The organism is Streptomyces sp. NRRL S-920, from assembly GCF_000717945.1.
Lineage (GTDB): Bacteria > Actinomycetota > Actinomycetes > Streptomycetales > Streptomycetaceae > Streptomyces > Streptomyces alboniger.
In genome coordinates, this window is record NZ_JODF01000007.1 from 76947 (window position 1) to 97370 (window position 20424).

The window sequence follows — 20424 nt, forward strand, 5'->3', positions numbered from 1 at the left end:
ACGACGTCGTTTCGGCTTCGGCTCGGCAGCGACGCCGCCAGATAAAGGGAACACGGGGTACCAGTACGAAGGACGTGTGACGGAGGTGCAGGGCGATGGCCGGATTCCGGAGTCTCGCGAGACAGGTGCGTGATCCGCAGAGCGATCTGGCGCTGCGGCGCTACTCGCTGCGCAAGTGCCTGGAGAGGTTCGCCCCCTATGGGCACCGGGCGACCTGGGACCATCTGTGTTCCCGGGCGGGCTTCGGGCCCGAGGACAGGTCACCCGATCCGGCGCGGCTGGTGGCCGCGCTGGAGGAACTGGAGGCGGCGCGGGCGGTCTGGCTCGCCTACGAGGCGGACTTCGCGGAGCGCCGCCGCAAGGAGAAGCACGACGGGCTCAGGCGCCCCGGCAGCGAGGACGACTGGCACCGCCGCACCTGGGGCGGCTGCGGGGTCGCCTGGTGCGACGACCCCGGTGTCCACCCCCGCGCCCCCCTCGCCGAGGTGCTGCGCCGCCTGATCGCGGCACTGGAGAGGGATCCGGGCACGTCCTGCCCGGTCTGCGGGGACACCTCCCTGGTGTGGAAGCGCGGTCTGGCGCACGCGCCGTCCTCGGGGGCGGTGTGCACGGGCTGCGGCATCGTCGTGCCCGCCCCCGTCCTCACCCCGGACGCGGTGGCCCGCGCGCGGGCACGGCAGCTGCGGCCGCTGGTGCCGGTGTGAGGGAGGGGCTCGGCGGTCAGGGTGTCATCACGCCCGTGTGAATGGCGAGTTTGAACTGGGCGTGCGTGAGCGGCGTGGCGAGTCGTACGTCTCCCACGCCGCGCGCCGTGACCTTCAGCCCGACAGGTGTTCCGGGGTGGACGAACATCTGCCAGACGTACGACCGGAACTGACTGCCCCTGGTGGGCGCGGAGTCGGTGGTGGCCGTCGAGTCGTAGCCGGTGGTGAGGTCCAGCGGGTCGCGGACGAAGCGGAAGCGGTACTCGGTGGGCCGGCTGTCCGGCTGCCAGAAGACCAGCGCGGAGAGCACGCCCCAGCCGTCGTGGCTGGGCCAGATCAGCCCCGAGCGGTCGTGCGGGTACTGGGCGGGGGCGGTGCCGCCCTTCGCCGGGTCGTGCATGCGCCACGGGTCGTACGACTCCGCCTCCGCCCCGTACGGAAAGCGCACGAGGTGGTAGCCGTCGCTGTCGTATCTGATGGCCTGCGGCCCGTGCTGTGCGGCGTCCCACTTCAACGAGCAGATGGCTACCGACATCGGCCCTCCCCCATGAGTGATGTGGTGTGGTGCCTCTGTTCTCTCTTGTACTACCTCCCGGGCGGTCGCACTACGCCTTGGAGCGGCGCTCCACCATCAGGCGCGAGCCGGTGAGGCGTTCGCCGAAGACGTCGTCGGGGTTGGAGAGCACGCACGTCTCCAGGGAGAGGCAGCCGCAGCCGATGCAGTCCGAGAGGTGGTCGCGCAGGCGGCCCAACTGCTTGATGCGCTCGTCCAGTTCCTCCCGCCAGTGCTCCGAGAGGTGCGCCCAGTCCTCGCGGTTGGGCGTGCGCTCCTCGGGCAGCGAGTCGAGGGCCTCGCGGATCGTGGCGAGCGGGATGCCGACGCGCTGGGAGGCGCGGATGAAGGCGACGCGGCGCAGCGTGTCCCGGTGGTAGCGGCGCTGGTTGCCCGAGGTGCGGCGGCTGGTGATGAGGCCCTTGGACTCGTAGAAGTGCAGGGCGGAGACGGCGGCGCCGCTACGGGCCGACACCTGGCCGACGGTGAGTTCGTGGACCTTCTCTGGAATCTGTGGCACCCCTCGAACCCTAATGGCTGGTCCGTTGACACGCGTCGGCCCACCCAGCATGCTGAGCAAGCGCTTAGTCGGCGCGTGACGCATACGTCTAGGAGGCCAGGGACATGGCGGAGCCGAGGATCTTCACATCGGCCGGGGAACTGCGTGCCGGAGTCGGCGAACAGCTGGGACACAGCGACTGGCTGGAGATCGACCAGAAGCGGATCGACCTCTTCGCCGAGGCCACGGGCGACCACCAGTGGATCCACGTGGACGCGGAGAAGGCGGCCGACGGGCCCTTCGGCACGACCATCGCGCACGGCTATCTGACCCTGTCGCTGCTGCCGAGCCTGGTGCCGCAGATCATGCGCGTCGAAGGCATGCGGATGGGCATCAACTACGGCACCAACAAGGTCCGTTTCCCCTCCCCCGTGCCGGTCGGCTCACGGCTGCGGGCCACCGCCGCACTCACCGACGTGACGCCCACGAAGGACGGCGGCGTGCAGGTGACGGCCCAGGTGACCGTGGAGCGCGAGGGCGCCGACAAGCCCGCGTGCGTGGCGGAGTCGGTGTCGCGCTACTACTTCTGAGGCCCCTGGCGCTTCTGAACTCCTTCGGGGTTGGCACCCACCATGCGCAGGACGAGGTCGGCGTAGAGCGCGCCGACCTCGTCGGGGGTCCGGTGCCCGGCCGCGTTGAACCAGCGGGCCACGTCGATGCAGAGGGAGAGCACGGCGAGTGTCGTGCCCGGCACGTCCGGGACGTCGAACTCGCCCGCCCGCACGCCGTCGTTGATGATGCCCCTGACCGCCGCGTCCGACTCGCGGCGCAGCGCGACGATCTCCGTACGGTGTTCCTCGCCGAGCGCGTCCAGTTCGTACTGCACCACGCGCGCGGTGGTGTGGTGCGCGGCGTGCCAGCCGACGAAGGAGCGCACGGCCGCCGCCAGCCGGTCGGCCGCACAGCCGTCGCCGTCCGCCGCGGTGCGCAGGATGGTGAGGGCCTTGTCGTGGCCGATCCTGCTGATGCGGTGGAGCAGCTCTTCCTTGGTCTTGTAGTGGATGTACAGCGCGGCCGGGCTCATCCCCGCGCGGGACGCGATGTCGCGGGTGGTCGTCGCGTGGTAGCCGCGCTCGGCGAAGGCCTCGACGGCGGCGATCAGCAGCCGCCTGGCCGCGTCAGGGCTGACCTCGCCCCACGGCTGCTCCTCGACGCCGGTCTCCTCCGCCGCACCCATGCCCACTCCTGCCCTCTCCATCGCCGTTCGGGAGAGTCACCATACCCCTGATGGTGAGCAAGCGCTTAGGGGGCCGGATCAGACCTTGGTGAACGGGTCGTGCTCGGCGAGCAGCTTGTCGACGCGGGCCTGGTCGACCCTGCTGACGATCTGCTCCACCTCCTGGCGGTCCCTGACCACCTTGGCGAGTGTGAAGGCGGAGGTCGTCAGGTACAGCACCGAGATGGCCAGGAAGGCCCGCACCCAGGCGGAGGCGTCGAGGTACCCGATGCCGACGGACACCGCGGCCAGGGCGATGGCGAAGGACGCCACGGCCTGGCCGTAGAAGGCGGTGGTGCTCTGCTTCTTGATGAGCGGCTCTGTCATGGACGACAGCTTCGGCGAGCGCGCCGCCCGGCACATCCGCTCAGCTACTCAGGCGGGTACTCAGAACGCCGAGACACCGGTCAGCGCACGGCCGATGACGAGCTTCTGGATCTGGCTGGTGCCCTCGTAGAGCGTCATCACGCGTGCGTCGCGCAGCAGTTTGCCCACCGGGTACTCGTCTATGTAGCCGTACCCGCCGAAGACCTGGAGCGCGTTGTTGGCGGCGCGCACGGCGGCCTCGGAGGCGAACAGCTTGGCCTTGGAGGACTCCGTGGCGAAGGGCTGCCCGCGGTCGATGAGGTCGGCGACCCGCCAGGTCAGCAGGCGCGCCGCGTCCACGTCCACCGCGATGTCGCTGATCAGCTCCTGGATCAGCTGGTGGTGGGCGATGGTCTTGCCGAACTGCCCGCGCTCTCCCGCGTACTTCACCGCCGCGTCCAGCGCGGCCTGCGCGATGCCCACACAGCCGGCGGCCACCGACATGCGCCCCTTGGCCAGCGCCGACATGGCCACGGAGAAGCCCTTGCCCTCGGGGGCCAGCATGGCCGAGGCGGGGACGCGGACGTCCTCCAGGACCAGCTCGGCGGTGGCCTGGCCGCGCAGGCCGAGCTTGCCGTGGACGGTGCGGCGGCCGAGGCCGGGCGCGTCGGTGGGCACCAGGAAGGCGGATACGCCCTTGTGTCCCGGGGTGTCGTTCGTGCGGGCGAAGAGGAGGACGACGTCGGCCCAGGTGCCGTTGGTGATGAACATCTTGGCGCCGTTGATCACGTAGTCGTCGCCGTCGCGGACGGCCCTGGTCGTGAGGTTGCCCGCGTCGGATCCGGTGCCGGGCTCGGTGAGCCCGAAGCAGCCGACGTACTCCCCGCGGGTGAGGCCCGGCAGCCACCGCCGCTTCTGCGCCTCGCTGCCCCAGGAGGCGATGGTCTTGGCGACGAGGCCGAGCGAGACGGAGACGATGCCGCGCACGGAGGAGTCGCCGCGGCCCAGCTCCTCGGTCACCAGGCAGTACGCGAGGTGGTCACCGCCCGAGCCGCCGTACTCCTCGTCGATCGTGAGCCCCAGGAACCCGACGTCGCCGAGCTTCTTCACGATGGCCCGGTCCACGCTCTCGGCGCGGTCCCACTCGACGACGTACGGGGTGATCTCGCGCGCGACGAAGTCCTCGGCCAGCTGCCGGACGGCGGCCTGCTCCTCGCTCAGCTCCAGGTTCATCGCGGGCACCTCTTCGCGTCGGCGTATGCGGGGACTTTTAAATTAGCAGTGCTAGTTTACTGCGGCAGCCCTACTATGTGCCGCATGGCCCGACCGCGCAAGCCCCTCCTCAGCCGGGAACGCATTGTCGAGGCGGCGCGCGTCATCGTGGACGCGGAGGGCCTCGCGGCCGTCTCCACGCGCCGGCTCGCCGCCGAGCTGGGGGTCAGCGGGCCGTCCCTCTACAACCACTTCCGCACCAAGGACGAGATCCTCGAGGCGGTCGCCGACTCGGTGAGCGCACAGGTCGACCTGTCGATGTTCGAGACCGCCGACGGCCGCGACTGGCGCACCGCGCTGCGCGACTGGGCGGTCTCCTACCGGGCCGCGCTCACCCTGCACCCGAACATCGTTCCGGTCCTGGCCCGTGGCCCCGGGCGCCGCCCGGCGGGGCTGCGGCTCGCGGACACGATGTTCGGGGCGATGGTCGACGCGGGCTGGCCCGCCGCGCAGGCCACGTCGATCGGCGCGCTGATGCGGTACTTCATCATGGGGTCCGCGCTCGGCTCCTTCGCCGGCGGCTTCGTGGACGACGAGACGGCGTACGACCCGTCGGCCTACCCCCACCTCGGCCAGGCCCACCTCCTGGCGGACCGCCAGCAGCTCATCGATGACCGCGCCTTCGAGACGGGCCTCACGGCGCTGCTCGACGGACTCACCCTCCAGTACGAGGCCTTGCGGCACGAAGGGGTCCGCACGGCTCGGGGCGCCCCGAAGCACGCCTGACCCGCGCCTGACCCGTTCCCGACCCGCTCCCGACCCATCGGTCATTCCTGCACGATGCGCTCCACCGCCGCCGCGACGAGCGCGTCCCGCTCGGCCTCCGAGAGCATTCCGGGCAGCGTGAGCTGCTCCACGATGAGCCAGTTGAACGCCAGATAGAGCAGCCGCACGGCGGTCGCGTCGCCCGGCAGCCCGGAGGCCTCGTGGTAGGCGATGTTGTTCTCCAGGTCGGCCCGGACCCGCTCGGTGAGGACGGCGCGCAGGTCCGGGCGGCGGGTCGCCTCCAGGCGCAGTTCGAGCAGGGCGAGATAGCCGGTGCGGAAGCCGCTGACCCGGCCGACGACGTCGCGCATCAGCGCCGCGTACGTCTCCTTGTCGGGCTTGGCGGTGCGCTGGCGCTCGACCTCCTCCGCGCTGGGGTGGAGACGCTCGTAGACCCGGGCGGCCGCCTGGGTCAGCAGGTCGTCGCGGTTGCCGAAGTAGTTGGAGGCCGTGCCGGTGGGCACACCGGCCTGGGTGTCGACCGCGCGGAACGTCAGTCCGCGGGCGCCTTCCGCGGCCAGTACCTCGATGGCGGCGTCGATCAGTGCCGCACGCCGTTCGTCGTTCCTCCGCACCATTGAAACTACTCCATTCGTAGTACTACGTCACGACCACTACAAAAAGAGTACTACAGCGAGAGTGACGTCGACGACACCTCAAGCGGGAGGAGGGCTGGGACATCTGGCCGTGCGATATTGCGGTGAGAGCCGAGGTGTCAGGCGCCTAGCCTCTCCTCATGTCTACCTCCAGCCCCTCCCCCGAGGCGGCCGCCCGCCGTTCGGCCCGCCGCCCCGAACTGCTCGCCGCAGCGGCCGCCACGTTCACCGTCGTCATGTGGGCCTCCGCCTTCGTCTCCATCCGCAGCGCGGGATCCGCCTACTCCCCCGGCGCGCTCGCGCTCGGGCGCCTGCTCGCCGGGGCGCTGACGCTCGGCGTCATATGGGCGGTGCGCCGCGAGGGGCTGCCGCCGCGCGCCGCCTGGCCGGGGATCGCCGTGTCCGGCCTGCTCTGGTTCGGGGTCTACATGGTCGTCCTCAACTGGGGCGAACAGCAGGTCGACGCGGGTACCGCCGCGCTGCTGGTGAACATGGGCCCGATCCTCGTCGCCCTGCTCGGCTCGCGGCTGCTGGGCGACCCGCTGCCGCCGCGGCTGCTCGCGGGCATGGCGGTGTCGTTCGCGGGCGCGATCGCCGTCGGTTTCTCGATGTCCGGAGAGGGCCGCGCGTCCGTGCTCGGCGTGGCGCTCTGCCTCATCGCCGCCGTGGGGTACGCGGCCGGGGTCGTCGCCCAGAAGCCCGCGCTCGGCAGCGCGAGCGCCCTCCAGGTGACGACCTTCGGCTGCCTGGTGGGTGCCGTGCTGTGCCTGCCGTTCGCGGGGCAGCTCGTGGGCGAACTGGGCCGGGCGCCCGCCTCCGCCACTCTCAACATGCTCTACCTGGGCGTCTTTCCGACCGCCCTCGCCTTCACCACCTGGGCGTACGCGCTGGCCCGTACGACCGCGAGCCGCATGGGCGCGACGACGTACGCCGTGCCGGCGCTGGTCGTCGTGATGTCGTGGCTCGCGCTCGACGAAGTGCCGGGTGCCGTCACCCTCGCCGGCGGCGCGCTCTGCCTGGCCGGGGTCGCGGTGGCGCGTTCCCGTCCCCGCGGCCGCGGCCGCGCCGAGGCCGTCCCCGCACCCGCCCCCTCCGGCAAGTAGCCGCCACCGGGGCCCTGCTGCCCCCGGCGGCCGGGCGTCATTAACGCCAGAAACGCCAGAAGCGTCAGACGCGTGAGACGCGTGAGACGCGTCAGAAGACGATCAGCGCCCGGCCACCCTTGCCCGCGACCATGTGCTCGAAGGCCGCCGGGATGCCGTCGAGGGCGATCCGGTCGGTCACCAGGACGCCGAGGTCCAGGCGGCCCGCCCGGATGCGCTCGGCGAGGACCGGCAGGTCGACCGCCGGGTCGCAGTTGCCGTACACGCAGCCGGACAGGGTCCGGCCCCAGTGGAAGAGTTCCAGGGCGTTGAAGGTGACCTGCTGGTCCTTGCCGCCGATGCCGACCACCGTGGTGCGGCCGCCGCGGCGCGTGGACTCCCAGGCCGTGCGGATCGTCACCGCGCGGCCCACGCACTCGACGGCGACGTCGACGCCCTGCCCGCCGGTGAGCCCCCGGATGGCGCGGGCGGTCTTCTCCGAGGCGACCACGTAGTCGGTGGCGCCCGCCGAGCGCGCCAGCTCCTCCTTCTCCGGGGAGACGTCGACCGCGATGAGCCGCGAGGCGCCGGCGATCCGGGCCGCCTGCAAGGTGGCGAGGCCGACCCCGCCGACTCCGAACACCGCGACGGTCTCGCCCGCGCGCACCTTCGCCGAGTGGTGCACGGCGCCGTACCCGGTCAGGACGGCGCAGCCGAGGAGGGCCGCGTCGGTGAGCGGGACGCCGTCCGGCACCGGCAGGACGCAGTTGGCCGCGACGACGGTCTCCTCGGCGAACGCGGCGACGTTCAGGCCGGGGTGCAGATCCGTGCCGTCCGGCCGCTTCGCGTAGACGTCGGCGGCGCCCGCGAGGGCGTTCGCGCAGAGCCACACCTCGCCGAGCGAGCAGGCGTGGCAACTGCCGCACGACGGCGCCCAGTTCAGGACGACGCCGGCGCCGGGGGCGAGCCCCGTGACGCCCTCGCCGACGGAGACGACGGTGCCCGCGCCCTCGTGGCCGAGCACGGCGGGCACCGGCACCCGCATCGTGCCGTTGGACAGGGACAGATCGGAGTGGCAGACCCCGGCGGCGGCGAGGCGCACGCGGACCTGGCCGGGTCCCGGCTCCGGCAGATCGATGTCGGCGATCTCCAGGGGGGAGCCGACGGCGGGGAGGATGGCGGCGCGGACCACGTTCACGTACTCCTCGGACAAGCTGGCTGGCTGACTCGGGTGGGTAGGCGGGCGAGCGGGGTCGGAACCGCTCAGAATTGCAGCGACTTCGTCTGTACGTATTCCGCCAGGCCGTGCGCCCCCAGCTCGCGGCCGACGCCCGACTGCTTGTAACCGCCGAAGGGGGCGAGGGGGTTGAAGCCGCCGCCGTTGATGTCGACCTGGCCGGTGTCCATGCGGCGGGCGAAGGCGACCGCCTCGGCGTCGTCGGCCGCCCACACCGCGCCCGCGAGGCCGTACACCGTGCCGTTGGCGATGCGCAGGGCGTCCTCCTCGTCCTCGTACCGGATGAGGGAGAGCACCGGGCCGAAGATCTCCTCCTGGGCGATGGCCATCTCCGGGGTGACGTCGGCGAAGACGGTGGGCTGGACGAAGTACCCCCGCTCCTTGGGCGATTCGGGGCCGCCCGCCACGATCCTGGCGCCCTCCTCGACGCCCTTCTCGATGTAACCGCGCACCCGGGCCTGCTGCTTGGCGTTGACGAGCGGGCCGATGCGGGGGCCGTACTTCGCCGCGGCGGCGGACGCCAGCTCCACGGCCTCGTCGTAGCGCGCGGAGTCCACCAGCATGCGGGTCCAGGCGCTGCACGTCTGGCCGGAATTGGACATCACGTTCGCCACGCCCACGTTGACGGCCTTGGCGAGGTCGGCGCTCGGCAGGATGACGTTGGCGGACTTGCCGCCCAGCTCCAGGGCGACGCGCTTGACGGCCGCGCCCGCCGTGGCGCCGATCCGCCGGCCGACGGCCGTGGAGCCGGTGAACGAGACCAGGTCGACGCCCTCGTGCTCGGCGAGCGCCTGCCCCGCGACCGGGCCGAGCCCGGTGACGAGGTTGAACACGCCCGCGGGCACGCCCGCCTCGTGTACCGCCTCGGCGAAGAGCTGGGCGGTGAGCGGGGTGTCCTCGGCGGGCTTGAGCACGACCGTGCAGCCCGCGGCGAGCGCGGGGGCCACCTTGTTGACGATCTGGTGCAGGGGGTAGTTCCAGGGCGTGATCGCGCCGACCACGCCGACCGGCTCCAGATAGACGGTGGAGTTGCCCACCTTCTCCTCGAAGGGGTAGGTCGCGGCCAGTTCGGCGTACGAACCGCAGACGATGACCGGCACCCCGGCGTGGACCGCCTGCGCGAACGGCAGCGGGGCGCCCAGCTCGGCGGTGACGGTCCCGGCGATCTCGTCCTTGCGGGCGACCAGCCGGTCGCGGAGCGCGCCGATCAGGGCGCCCCGCTCGGCGGGCGGGGTGGCGGCCCAGCCGGGCAGGGCGGCGCGGGCGGCGCGCACCGCGGCGTCGACGTCCTGCGCGGTGCCGGCCGGGACCCGCCCGACGGGCCGCTCGTCGGCCGGGTTGACGACCGTGATCGTGTCGGCGCCCGCGGCCGGGCGCCAGGCGCCGTCGATGTACATGCCGTCGTGCGCCTCGTACACGCCGTCGTGGGCCTTCATCGCACTCCTCCAGGTTGACGTCCGCACTACAAACTAGCGCTGTTAGTTTTCTGGCACCAGGGGCAGTCGCGGCCGTGGCGCGAGGTCACTCCGTGAGGGTGGGTGGCCGACAAGTCCCTTCGCGGTTCCGGGAAGTGACCCCGCGAAGCAGCTCCAAAGCTGACATTCACCGCGACGTCGTCCGGAATTTGATTTCCGTTGCGTGACATACGCATGACAAGACGTCGCACCTCTTGATCTACCCCACGCGGAGCGGCCACGCTGCTGCTCGCGACGGGAGCGGACCGCACCGCTCCCTTCTGTGTGTGCGATCACGCACGCACCCCCCACAGTCGCGTCGCCCCACCCGGGCGCGCCGCCTATGAGGAGGACTCCCTCGTAATGGCAATGCTGCGTAGCAAGAAGACGGTGATCGCCGCGGCGATCTCGACCGCCGCCGTCGCCGTTCTCGGCACGGTCACCGCCCTGCCCGCCCAGGCCGCTCCCGCCGAGGGCACCGTGATCGCGGCGGGCTCCGCCGACGCGGTCAAGGGCAGTTACATCGTCACGCTGAAGAACAGCTCGGGCCTCAAGGCCGCCACGAGCCGGGGCAAGGGCCTCATATCCGAGTACGGCGGCTCGGTGACGAAGACCTTCAAGTCCGCGCTCAACGGCTACACCGCGAAGCTGAGCGAGGCGGAGGCGAGACGCCTCGCCGCCGACCCCGCGGTCGCGAGCGTCGAGCAGAACCGGCGTGTGCGGGTCAGCGCGACGCAGACCAACGCGCCCTGGGGCCTCGACCGCATCGACCAGGCGAGGCTGCCGCTGAACGGCGGCTTCACCTACCCGGACACCGCGGGCTCCGGCGTCACCGCGTACGTGATCGACACCGGCGTACGCATCTCGCACTCGGAGATCAGCGGCCGCGCGGTCAACGGCTACGACGCCGTCGACGGCGACTCCACCGCCCAGGACGGCAACGGCCACGGTACGCACGTCGCCACGACCATCGCGGGCAAGACGTACGGCGTCGCCAAGAAGGCCAAGATCGTGGGCGTCCGCGTGCTCGACAACGACGGCTCCGGTACGACCGCCGGTGTCATCGCAGGCATCGACTGGGTGACCGGCAACCACGCCGCCGGCGCCCCGGCCGTGGCCAACATGTCGCTCGGCGGCGGCGCCTCCACGTCGCTGGACAACGCGGTGAAGAACTCCATCGCCGACGGCGTCACCTACGCGGTCGCCGCGGGCAACGAAGGCGTCAACGCCTCCAGTTCCTCCCCGGCCCGGGTCCCCGCGGCCATCACGGTGGGCGCGACCGGCAGCAACGACGCCAGGGCCAGCTGGTCGAACTACGGCTCGGTCCTGGACATCTTCGCGCCCGGCGTCTCCATCAAGGCGGGCTGGCACACCGGCGACACGGCGACCAACACGATCTCCGGTACGTCGATGGCCACGCCGCACGTCGCCGGGGCGGCGGCGATCTATCTGGCGGGGCACACCTCGGCCACACCCGCGCAGGTGTCCTCGGCGCTGGTGAACGGCGCCACGCCCAGCGTCGTGACCAGCCCGGGTACCGGTTCGCCCAACCGACTGCTCAAGATCGTTCAGTAGCCTCCCGTTCCCCGCGCCCCTTTGGCACGCCTCAGTCGGCGTGCCTCGGGGGCGCGGGGCGTGGCGTCAGATGATGCCGAAGAGGATCCCGGCGCCGAGCACCACGAGCGAGGTGAGCACGGCCCACTTCACGGTGAACCTCGTGTGGTCGCCGAACTCGACCTTGGCCATGCCGACGAGTACGTACACGGCGGGCACCAGGGGGCTCGACATGTGCAGCGCCTGGCCGGCGATGGAGGCGCGGGCGATCTCCAGGGTGGAGACGCCGTGGGCCTGGCCCGCCTCGGCGAGGACGGGCAGGACACCGAAGTAGAAGCCGTCGTTGGACATGAAGTAGGTCAGCGGGATCGACAGGAGGCCGGTGACCAGGCCCATGTGCGGGCCCATGCCCTCGGGGATGGCGTCGACGAGCCAGTCGGCCATGTGGTCGACCATGCCGGTGCCGGTGAGGACGCCGGTGAAGACGGCGGCGGCGAAGACCATGCCGGTGACGTTGAGGACGTTCTCCGCGTGGGCGGCGATGCGGGCCTTCTGGTCGGGCATGTGCGGGAAGTTGACCGTGAGGGCGAGCGCGGCGCCGAGCAGGAAGAGGACCGGGATCGGCAGCCACTCCATGATCATGGCGGTGAGCAGCAGGACGGTGAGGGCCGCGTTGAACCAGTAGAGCTTGGGCCGCAGGGTGGCGCGGTCCGGGTCGAGCCCCTGGAATCCGTCGTCCGCGTCGGCCTCGTCATCCGTGTCGGCCTCGTCGCCCGCGGCGGCCTCGCCGGGCCCGCCCGTCGCACCGGAAGTGGCGTCCGCGTCCGTACCCGAGCCCGCTCCCCCGGTGGCCGTCTTGACCAGCGACGTACGCCCCTCGGCGCCACCGCCCGCACCCACGAGGACCGTCTCCCCCGCCGTCTCCTTCTCCAGGACCTCGTCCAGGGAGAGCGTGCCGAGCCGCTTGCGCTCCCGCAGGCCGAGTGCGTACGAGAGGAGGAACACGGCGACCAGGCCCATGGCGAGCGCCGGGATCATCGGGACGAAGATGTCGGCGGCGTCGACCTTCAGCGCGGTCGCGGCACGGGCCGTCGGACCGCCCCAGGGCAGGGTGTTCATGACGCCGTTGGCGGTGGCGGCGACGCCCGTCATCACGACGAGGCTCATCTTGAGGCGCTTGTACAGCGGGTACATCGCCGAGACCGTGATCATGAAAGTGGTCGAGCCGTCGCCGTCGAGGGAGACGATCGCGGCGAGCACGGCGGTGCCGACCACGATGCGCATCGGGTCCGCCTTGCAGAAGCGCAGGATGCCCCGGACGACCGGATCGAAGAGGCCGACGTCGATCATGACGCCGAAGTACACGATGGCGAACATGAGCATGGCCGCCGTGGGCGCGAGATTGCCGATGCCGTCGAGGACGTAGTCCCCGAGATGGGCTCCCTTTCCTACGAACACGCAGAACATCGCGGGGATCAGCACGAGTGCCGCGATCGGCGACATCTTCTTCATCATGATCAGCGCCAGGAAGGTGGCGATCATGACGAATCCGAGGATTGTCAGCATGGGGGCTACCTCACGTTCACCATCGAACTCCCACCAGGTCTGGCGGTCCGGTCGACGTTAGGACCCGCTCTTCCGCGTTAACAAGATGTTGACGTGCGAGCAATAAGCGCAAAACTCCAGGTCAACGCGGGGGCGGCGAGGCGCTCACCCCGATGCGGCCGTGACGCGTACGGCGAAGCCGTTGAGTACGGCGTTCCCGGAGAGCGGGTCGAGGAGGGTGCCGTCGAGGAGTTGGTTGACGTTGGCGCCGGGCTCCTGGGAGGCGACAGTGAGCCGCGTACCGGGCCGGTCGTGGCCCCAGCCGTGCGGCAGGCTCACCACGCCGGGGCGCACGGTGTCCGTGACCTCCACGCGTACGTCGATCTCCCCTCCGTCGGCGGCCACGCGCGCGTGGCCGCCGTCCGCGAGACCGAGGCGGGCCGCGTCGCCGGGGTGGACGTGCAGGGTGCAGCGGTTGGAGCCGCCGACGAGGGCGGGGACGTTGTGCATCCAGCTGTTGTTGGAACGCAGGTGGCGGCGGCCGACCAGGACCAGCTCGCGCGGCGCCGCGTCCAGGGCGCGGGCGAGCCGCGGCAGGTCGGCGGCGATCGGGGCGGGCAGCAGTTCGACCCGTCCACTGCGGGTCTTCAGGACCTCCCCGATGCGGGGGCGGAGCGGGCCGAGGTCGATGCCGTGCGGGTGGGCGAGGAGGCGCTCTAGGGTGAGGCCTTCGGGGCGTACGCCGAAGCCGTCGCCGTAGGGGCCGAGGCGCAGCATCATGTCGAGCCGCCGCTCGGGCCCGTCGTCGCCGGTGAGCTGCCCGGCGAGGTCCTTCGGATCGCGGCCGTGGACCGGGGAGTGCGGTTCGGTGACGGCCTTGCCGAGGACGGTGTCGACGACCATCGTGTCGACGGTGGCCGGATCGGCGCCGTGCATGCCGCCGGCGGCGAGCACGAGCCGGGCGAGGATCTCGGTCTCCGGCAGCCGCCCCTCCTCCAGGGGGACGGGGGCGCGGGTGTAGCGGACCTGGTTGCGCACGGCGAGCGCGTTGAAGGCGAAGTCGAAGTGGGGGCTCCGGCTCGGCGGGGGCGGCGGCAGGACGACATGGGCGTGGCGTGAGGTCTCGTTCAGATACGGGTCCACGCTCACCAGGAAGTCGAGGGAGCCGAGGGCCTTGTCGAGGCGGTCGCCGTCGGGGGCGGACAGGACGGGGTTGGTGGCGATGGCGATGAGGGCGCGGATCGCTCCCTGCCCCGGGGTGTCGATCTCCTCGGCGAGCGCGGCCAGCGGCAGCTCCCCCTTGGCCTCGGGGTGCCCGCTGACCCGGCTGTGCCAGCGGGCGAGCGTGAATCCCTTGCCGGGAGCCGCGGGCCGGGGGGCGCGGGCGGTGGCGGCGAGCGGGAAGAGGGCGCCGCCGGGCCGGTCGAGATTGCCGGTCAGGACGTTGAGTACGTCGACGAGCCAGTTGGTGAGGGTGCCGAAGGCGACGGTGCTCGCGCCCATGCGGCCGTACACGGCGGCGGTGGGGGCGGCGGCGAGGTCGCGGGCCAGGGTGCGGATGGTGTCGGCGGGTACGTCGCAGGCCGCGGCGACGGCCTCGGGGCTGAACGGGCGTACGAGCTTGTGGAGTTCGTCGACGCCTTCGACCCGGCCGTCGAGGGCGCCGAGGTCCGTCAGCTTCTCCTCCAGGAGCACTTGGGCGACGGCGGCGAGCAGCAGGGCGTCCGTGCCGGGCCGGATCGCCAGGTGCCGGTCGGCGGCCTTGGCGGTGCGGGTGCGGCGCGGGTCGACGACGGTGAGCGTGCCGCCCCGCGCGCGCAGCGCCCTGAGCCTGCCGGGGAAGTCGGGGGCGGTGCACAGGCTCCCGTTGGAATCCAGGGGGTTGGCGCCCAGGAGCAGCAGGTGGCCGGTCCGGTCGAGATCGGGCACGGCGATCGCGTACGGGTCACCGAAGAGGAGGCCGCTCGACACGTGCTTGGGCATCTGGTCGACCGTGGTGGCGGTGAAGAGGTTGCGGGTGCGCAGGGCGCGCAGCAGCAGGGGCGGGTAGAGGCCGCCGGCCATGGTGTGGACGTTCGGATTGCCGAGGACGACGCCGACCGCGTCCGGTCCGTGCCGCTCGATCAGTGGTCGCAGCCCGGCGGCCACGGCGTCGAACGCCTCGTCCCAGCTTGCCTCTTGGAGCTGTCCGTCCCTGCGTACGAGCGGTCGCCGCAGCCGGTCGGGGTCGGCGTCGGCCTCCCCGAAGGCGGCGCCCTTGGGGCAGATGAACCCGCGGCTGAACACGTCCTCGCGGTCCCCGCGCGCCCCGGTCACCCGGGCGCCTTCGACGGTGAGCGTGAGCCCGCAGGTGGCTTCGCAGAGGGGGCAGATACGCAGGGCGGTGCGGGGCATGGGCCCTCCCGGGCGGGACGGGGGTGCGTGCGGGCCCAGCATACCGACCGGTATGCATCTGGCTAGCCCCGCCGGTTCGACTGCCGCGGGCCTCGGCCTGATTCTCTGCGGGTGCGGCGCGTCCCTGGGGTGCCTGGCCTCGGGCCCACTCTGCCCGCGAGCCCCGTCTGACACTCCGATCATCTGCGGGTGCGTCGTGGTGGCTCGCGCCGTTCCCCACGCCCCTGGGGTAGCTGGTCTCGGGCCCACTCGGCCCGCGAGCCGCATCTAGCACTCCGATCATCTGCGGGTGCGTCGTGGTTGCTCGCGCCGTTCCCCACGCCCCTGGGGTAGCTGATCTCGGGCCCACTCTGCCCGCGAGCCCCGTCTGACACTCCGACTCATCTGCGGGTGCGCCCGCCGTGGTTGCTCGCGCCGTTCCCCGCGCCCCTGGGGAGGCTGGTCTCGGGCCCACTCGGGCCGCGAGCCCCGCCTAGCACTCCGATCATCTGCGGGTGCGTCGTGGTTCCCCGCGGCCCTGGGGTAGCTGGCCTCGGGCCCCGTCCAGAGGGGAGCGGCTCAGTCCAGCGACCGCGCGAAGTACGCGTGCAGCAACGTCCGCGCCTCCTCCACCAGGTCCGCGTCGCCCGACGGGTGGCCCCGGAAGGCCAGTTGCAGTACCGCGTCGACCGCTTCGACCGCGACCAGCGCGGTCCGGCGCAGCCGGTCGTCCAGGGGGCGGGCGAGGTGGTGGGCGAGGAGGGCCGCCACCCGCTCCGCCACCCGTACGTTCGCGTCCGGCATCGCCTCCGGGGCCGAGGGGACGCCGAAGTCCACCAGGCCGAATCCGGGTACCGTGCGCTTCATCGCCAGGTACTCGTCGAAGGCCCCGTCGACCGCGCCACGCCAGTCGCCGCGCTCGACGCCGGCCACCCGCGCGGCCACGCGCTCCGCGTACGCGTCGAGATTGCGGTGGGCGAGGGCGTCCGCGAGGTCCCGCTTGTTGCCGAAGAAGCGGTAGACCGAGCCGATCGGGACGCCCGCGCGGTGCGCGACGGCGCGGGTCGTCAGCCCTTCGTAGCCGACCTCGTCCAGGACGTCGGCGCAGGCGTCGAGGATCCGGGTCAGGCGCTCGGCGCTGCGCTCCTGCACGGGCACGCGGCGCAGGGAGGCCGGGGGCCGCGGTTCCTCGGGCGGGTTCCGGTGGGACATCCCGGGAGAGTAGAGCATCACCCCGCCCCGGAAGGAGAGCGCTCCCTCTTGCGGAAGGAAAACGGGAATCCTACGGTGTTCCATAGGAATCAGGTGCGAGGGAGCGATCATGAGCGGGGACCACATGAGCGACGCAGGCCGAGCGGGCCGGGCCGACGCACGCGAGACGGCCGAGAAGCTGAGCTACCTCTCCGGCTTCGGTAACGAACACAGCTCCGAGGCAGTGCCCGGCGCACTGCCGCACGGCCGGAATTCGCCACAGCGCGCCCCCCTCGGGCTCTACGCCGAGCAGCTGAGCGGCTCGGCCTTCACCGAGCCCCGGGCGCACAACCGCCGCTCGTGGCTCTACCGCATCCGCCCCTCGGCCGCACACCCGCGGTTCACGCGCGTCGACAACGGCACGCTGCGCACGGCCCCCTTCACCGAGTCGGTGCCCGATCCGAACCGGCTGCGCTGGAACCCCCTCCCGGAGCCCGCGCCCGGCACGGACTTCCTGGCGGGCCTGTGGACGCTGGGCGGCAACGGCGACGCGACGCAGCGCACCGGCATGGGCATCCACCTCTACCACGCCAACTCCTCGATGACGGACCGGGTGTTCAGCGACGCGGACGGCGAGCTGCTGATCGTCCCCGAGCGCGGCGGCCTGCTGCTGCGCACCGAGTTCGGGCTGCTGCGCGCGGAGCCGGGCGAGGTCGCCCTGATCCCGCGCGGCGTCCGCTTCCGCGTGGAGCTGCTGGAGGCCGCCCCGGACAGCGGGCAGGCCCCGACCGCGCGCGGGTACGTCTGCGAGAACTACGGCGCCCCCTTCCAGCTCCCCGACCTCGGCCCGATCGGCGCCAACGGCCTGGCGAACGCACGGGACTTCAGGGCGCCCGTGGCGGCGTACGAGGACGTGGAGGGCCCGGTGGAGGTGGTGAACAAGTTCTGCGGCAACCTCTGGCGTGCCACCTACGACCACTCTCCCCTCGATGTCGTCGCCTGGCACGGCAACCACGTCCCGTACGTCTACGACCTGCGCCGCTTCAACGTGATCGGCTCGATCAGCTACGACCACCCGGACCCGTCGATCTTCACCGTGCTCACCTCGCCGTCGGACACCCCGGGCCTCGCGGGTGTCGATTTCGTGGTCTTCGCGCCGCGCTGGCTGGTGGGCGAGGACACCTTCCGGCCGCCGTACTTCCACCGGAACGTGATGAGCGAGTACATGGGCCTGATCGAAGGCGCGTACGACGCGAAGGCGGAAGGCTTCGTGCCGGGCGGCGGCTCGCTGCACAACATGATGTCCGCGCACGGCCCCGACCGCGACACGTTCGACAAGGCGTCGGCGGCCGAGCTGAGGCCGCAGAAGATCGACGACGGCCTTGCCTTCATGTTCGAGACGCGGTGGCCGGTGACGGCGACGGAACAGGCGGCGCAGGCGTCGCACCTCCAGCGCGGTTACGACGACGTATGGCAGGGTCTGGAGCGCCACTTCCGTAACTGATCAAAGCACGACTGATTCGGAGAGACCGTGACCGCTTTTGCCCCGGACTCGATCGTCCTGAATCGGAAGTTGCCGCTCTGGTATCAGGTGTCGCAGTCCCTGCGCGCCTCGATACTCGGCCGCACCCCCGAGGCCCCGCTGCGACTGCCCACCGAGGAGCAGTTGGCGGGGCACTACGGAGTGAGTGTGCTGACCATGCGGCAGGCGCTCAAGGAGCTGGAGGACGAGGGGCTGATCACCCGCCATCGCAGGCGCGGCACGTTCATCGAACCGAGCGCCCGGCGCGGCACCCCCGTCCGCCTGCTCGGCTCGGTCGACGCGATCGTGGCCCAGCAGTCGGGCATGATCACAAAACTGCTCGACCACGGCACGGCTCCCCCGCCCGCCGATCTCATGCCGTACTTCCCGGACTCGGTGGAGGTGGCGACGTACCACCGGCTGCGCAGTGACGAGAAGACGGGCGAACCGACCAACCACGCCCGCAATTTCGTCCGCCCAGAACTGGCCGCCCGCATCGACCTGGACGATCTGGTGCGCTGGCCGATGACGAAGGTGCTCCGCGATGTGGTGGGGGTGCGCATCAGCCGCATCACGGACACCGTCGAGGCCACGCTCGCCGACCCGGAGACCGCGCGCCTCCTCCAAGTGCCCCTGCTCAGCCCGATCCTGCACTACACCGGCGTCACCTACGACGAGGACGGCCGTCCCCTGGACGTGGCCCGCATCCACTACCGCGGCGACCGCTTCTCCTTCTCGGTCACGCTCGAAGCGACGTGACGCCCGCCGCCGGGTCCGTCGTACGATGCCGGGCGTGACGCACGACGAAGCGCCGCTGCTCGCGGACCTCATGCCGTGGTCCGTCGCACCGCTCCGGCCGGGCCGCGGGTGGCCGATGGGACCGGACGCCGCGTCCTTGAAGGCCCGCTGGGCGGCCTTCCTCCGCGCGGACGACGCGACCCGCGAGGCCCTCTTCCGCCCGACCCGCTCCCGCACCCTGCACTCGGCCGTCGCCCAACTCCCGGGCCACCCCTGCGGAACGGGCCGCCTGGCCAGGGAGGCGGGCCCCTGTCCCGAGCCCGTCCGCGTCGCCCACGGCCCCTTCGACGAGCAGTGGCTGATCCCCGACCACCGCCTCCTCGACGTGGCCCGTCCCGAGCTGTGGCGGGTCGCCGGCGAGGGTCAGCTCTTCGTCGTCGAACAGGGTTACGTGCCCGGCGCCTCGGGGCCCGTGGTCCTCGCGTCGGCCGCGCTGCCGGACGGGCACTCACCGGCCGGGCGGCCCGGCCGCGTCCGACCGCTGTTCCGCCGCCCCGGGGGCCTGGAACCCAACGTGGCGCCCGGCCTGCTCGGGCATCTGTCGGGGCTGCTCGGCGAGGAGGTCACGGCGCGGGCGCTGCTCGCCTGGGTGTTCGCCACGGGGTCCGGTTCGGCGGCGGGCTGCCGCGTGCCCCTCACGGCGGACGCCGGCCTCTGGGCGCGGGGCGTGGCGCTCGGGGAGAGGCTGCTGCGGCTGCATCTGCGCGGCGACGGCGAGCGCCCGAAGCTGCCCGGGGGGCGCAGGCCCTATGTCCGCGCGCCGCTGCCCGCACGCCCCCGCTCACTGACGTACGAGGCCGGGGAGCAGGTCCTGCGGGTCGGCGAGGAGGGGGTCATCTCGCCGGTGCCGAAGGAGGCGTGGGAGTTCGAGGTGAGCGGGGTGCGGGTGCTTGAGCGGTGGTTCGGGCAGCGCGCGGGCGACCCGGAGGCGGAGCCGGGGACGCTGGAGGCGATCCGGCCCGCGGCGTGGCCGCAGGCCTGGACGTCCGAACTCCTCGAACTGATCACGATCCTCGCGCTGATCGCGGAACTCGCGCCGTGCCAGCGGGAGTTGCGGGGCGGCCTTGACGGTCTGATCGGCGTGGACGAGCTGCGGCGGGCGGGCGTGCTGCCCGTACCCGGGAGCGCGCGGCGGCCGGCGTCCGTCCTCGATCACCACGAGGAAGGGCCCGAGGGACAGTTCGCGCTGCTCTAGAACCGGTCATGCGGCGGCTGTGCGGGGTGGGTGTGGGTGCGCATGACAAGGTTGTCATCGGGGCGGTCGCGCCGTGGGGTGACGTGGAGTGACGCGGGGGTGGAGTGGACGGGTGGGTGGGAAAGACCCGCCGCGGAGCGGCGGCTCAGTCCCGGGGACCACCCGTGGTCAGCGACCGCCGAAGAGCGATCGCCGCAGCCTGCGCAGCGGCGCGAAGAGCGAGACATGCCTCACTCGGGCACCCCTGCTGCTGCGGGCGCGCGTGGTGTCACGTGAGGTCAGCTCACGCATCAGCAGCGTCGCCTCGTGCGACTCGCGCTGCGGGACGGCGGGGCCGCCCAGCACCGAGAGATGACGATCGAGACGCGAGCTGCTCGCGCTGCTCCCACAAGTGATCGCAGGGACACGCGCCCTGCTGCGCACCGTTATCTGTTCCATGTCACTCCCCACCCGTACGAGGGCACCCGGCCCAGGGCAGGTTAACCCTATCGTCCCGCGGTGA

At 72.0% G+C, this 20424-nt stretch carries 20 protein-coding genes; 8 read left to right on the plus strand and 12 right to left on the minus strand.

The features are described 5' to 3' along the window. Window positions 1-95 precede the first annotated feature (95 nt). Window positions 96-704, plus strand: coding sequence for a hypothetical protein (locus IG54_RS0107715; protein ID WP_030778907.1), 609 nt, complete (start codon window positions 96-98; stop codon window positions 702-704). Between the two features lie 16 nt (window positions 705-720). On the opposite strand, the gene IG54_RS0107720 is transcribed toward IG54_RS0107715, so the two are convergent. Then, window positions 721-1239 carry a hypothetical protein gene (locus IG54_RS0107720; protein ID WP_030778909.1) on the minus strand — a complete coding sequence of 173 codons (519 nt, stop codon included), beginning with the start codon at window positions 1237-1239 and terminating at the stop codon, window positions 721-723. A gap of 70 nt (window positions 1240-1309) precedes the next feature. Further along, the gene (soxR, locus tag IG54_RS0107725; protein ID WP_030778911.1) at window positions 1310-1777 is read right to left on the minus strand and encodes a redox-sensitive transcriptional activator SoxR; all 468 of its coding nucleotides are present in this window, start codon (window positions 1775-1777) and stop codon (window positions 1310-1312) included. A gap of 104 nt (window positions 1778-1881) precedes the next feature. Here soxR and IG54_RS0107730 point away from each other — a divergent pair, with 104 nt between their 5' ends. Continuing rightward, window positions 1882-2346: a MaoC family dehydratase gene (locus IG54_RS0107730; RefSeq protein WP_030778913.1), complete on the plus strand. Its 465-nt coding sequence runs from the start codon at window positions 1882-1884 to the stop codon at window positions 2344-2346. Here the strand turns inward: IG54_RS0107730 and IG54_RS0107735 are convergent. The 3 genes from IG54_RS0107735 to IG54_RS0107745 form a co-directional block, all read right to left on the minus strand. After that, window positions 2337-2993, minus strand: a complete 657-nt coding sequence (locus tag IG54_RS0107735; RefSeq protein WP_030778915.1) for a TetR/AcrR family transcriptional regulator — start codon at window positions 2991-2993, stop codon at window positions 2337-2339. The two genes, IG54_RS0107730 and IG54_RS0107735, sit on opposite strands and share 10 nt — an antisense overlap. Window positions 2994-3071: 78 nt before the next feature. Beyond that, window positions 3072-3359 carry a YiaA/YiaB family inner membrane protein gene (locus tag IG54_RS0107740; protein WP_030778917.1) on the minus strand — a complete coding sequence of 96 codons (288 nt, stop codon included), beginning with the start codon at window positions 3357-3359 and terminating at the stop codon, window positions 3072-3074. A gap of 60 nt (window positions 3360-3419) precedes the next feature. Beyond that, the gene (locus IG54_RS0107745) at window positions 3420-4571 is read right to left on the minus strand and encodes an acyl-CoA dehydrogenase family protein (RefSeq protein WP_030778919.1); all 1152 of its coding nucleotides are present in this window, start codon (window positions 4569-4571) and stop codon (window positions 3420-3422) included. A gap of 84 nt (window positions 4572-4655) precedes the next feature. Here IG54_RS0107745 and IG54_RS0107750 point away from each other — a divergent pair, with 84 nt between their 5' ends. Then, on the plus strand, window positions 4656-5336 hold the full coding sequence (locus tag IG54_RS0107750; RefSeq protein WP_037896655.1) for a TetR/AcrR family transcriptional regulator C-terminal domain-containing protein: 681 nt from the start codon (window positions 4656-4658) through the stop codon (window positions 5334-5336). A 41-nt stretch (window positions 5337-5377) separates the two neighbouring features. On the opposite strand, the gene IG54_RS0107755 is transcribed toward IG54_RS0107750, so the two are convergent. Continuing rightward, a complete protein-coding gene (locus IG54_RS0107755; RefSeq protein ID WP_030778923.1) occupies window positions 5378-5953 on the minus strand; it encodes a TetR/AcrR family transcriptional regulator in 576 nt (191 codons plus the stop codon). 158 nt (window positions 5954-6111) lie between these two features. On the opposite strand from IG54_RS0107755, the gene IG54_RS0107760 reads away from it, so the two are divergent. Then, on the plus strand, window positions 6112-7074 hold the full coding sequence (locus IG54_RS0107760; protein WP_037896656.1) for a DMT family transporter: 963 nt from the start codon (window positions 6112-6114) through the stop codon (window positions 7072-7074). Window positions 7075-7165: 91 nt separating this feature from the next. Here the strand turns inward: IG54_RS0107760 and IG54_RS0107765 are convergent, their stop codons facing one another. Beyond that, window positions 7166-8245: a Zn-dependent alcohol dehydrogenase gene (locus IG54_RS0107765; protein ID WP_030778927.1), complete on the minus strand. Its 1080-nt coding sequence runs from the start codon at window positions 8243-8245 to the stop codon at window positions 7166-7168. A 71-nt stretch (window positions 8246-8316) separates the two neighbouring features. Continuing rightward, on the minus strand, window positions 8317-9726 hold the full coding sequence (locus IG54_RS0107770) for an aldehyde dehydrogenase family protein (RefSeq protein ID WP_030778930.1): 1410 nt from the start codon (window positions 9724-9726) through the stop codon (window positions 8317-8319). Window positions 9727-10107: 381 nt separating this feature from the next. On the opposite strand from IG54_RS0107770, the gene IG54_RS0107775 reads away from it, so the two are divergent. Further along, on the plus strand, window positions 10108-11319 hold the full coding sequence (locus IG54_RS0107775) for a S8 family peptidase (RefSeq protein WP_030778932.1): 1212 nt from the start codon (window positions 10108-10110) through the stop codon (window positions 11317-11319). Window positions 11320-11385: 66 nt separating this feature from the next. On the opposite strand, the gene IG54_RS0107780 is transcribed toward IG54_RS0107775, so the two are convergent. From IG54_RS0107780 to IG54_RS0107790, 3 genes are all read right to left on the minus strand, one after another. After that, complete coding sequence (locus IG54_RS0107780) at window positions 11386-12864, minus strand: CitMHS family transporter (protein ID WP_030778934.1); 1479 nt, start codon at window positions 12862-12864, stop codon at window positions 11386-11388. A gap of 144 nt (window positions 12865-13008) precedes the next feature. Then, complete coding sequence (locus tag IG54_RS0107785; RefSeq protein WP_030778936.1) at window positions 13009-15237, minus strand: molybdopterin-dependent oxidoreductase; 2229 nt, start codon at window positions 15235-15237, stop codon at window positions 13009-13011. Between the two features lie 558 nt (window positions 15238-15795). Further along, entirely contained in the window at window positions 15796-16428 is a 633-nt protein-coding gene (locus IG54_RS0107790; RefSeq protein WP_051819350.1) for a TetR/AcrR family transcriptional regulator, read from the minus strand. 109 nt (window positions 16429-16537) lie between these two features. Between IG54_RS0107790 and hmgA the strand changes: the two genes are divergently transcribed. Genes hmgA through IG54_RS0107805 form a run of 3 tightly spaced genes read left to right on the plus strand, consistent with a single transcriptional unit; the run spans window position 16538 to window position 19922 of the window. Further along, on the plus strand, window positions 16538-17911 hold the full coding sequence (gene hmgA / locus IG54_RS0107795) for a homogentisate 1,2-dioxygenase (protein ID WP_199809506.1): 1374 nt from the start codon (window positions 16538-16540) through the stop codon (window positions 17909-17911). 27 nt (window positions 17912-17938) lie between these two features. Continuing rightward, complete coding sequence (locus IG54_RS0107800) at window positions 17939-18688, plus strand: GntR family transcriptional regulator (protein WP_030778941.1); 750 nt, start codon at window positions 17939-17941, stop codon at window positions 18686-18688. A gap of 25 nt (window positions 18689-18713) precedes the next feature. After that, the gene (locus IG54_RS0107805; RefSeq protein ID WP_030778943.1) at window positions 18714-19922 is read left to right on the plus strand and encodes a type ISP restriction/modification enzyme; all 1209 of its coding nucleotides are present in this window, start codon (window positions 18714-18716) and stop codon (window positions 19920-19922) included. 168 nt (window positions 19923-20090) lie between these two features. Here IG54_RS0107805 and IG54_RS40055 read toward each other — a convergent pair whose 3' ends face one another. Then, a complete protein-coding gene (locus IG54_RS40055; RefSeq protein ID WP_078593835.1) occupies window positions 20091-20360 on the minus strand; it encodes a hypothetical protein in 270 nt (89 codons plus the stop codon). Window positions 20361-20424: the final 64 nt, after the last annotated feature.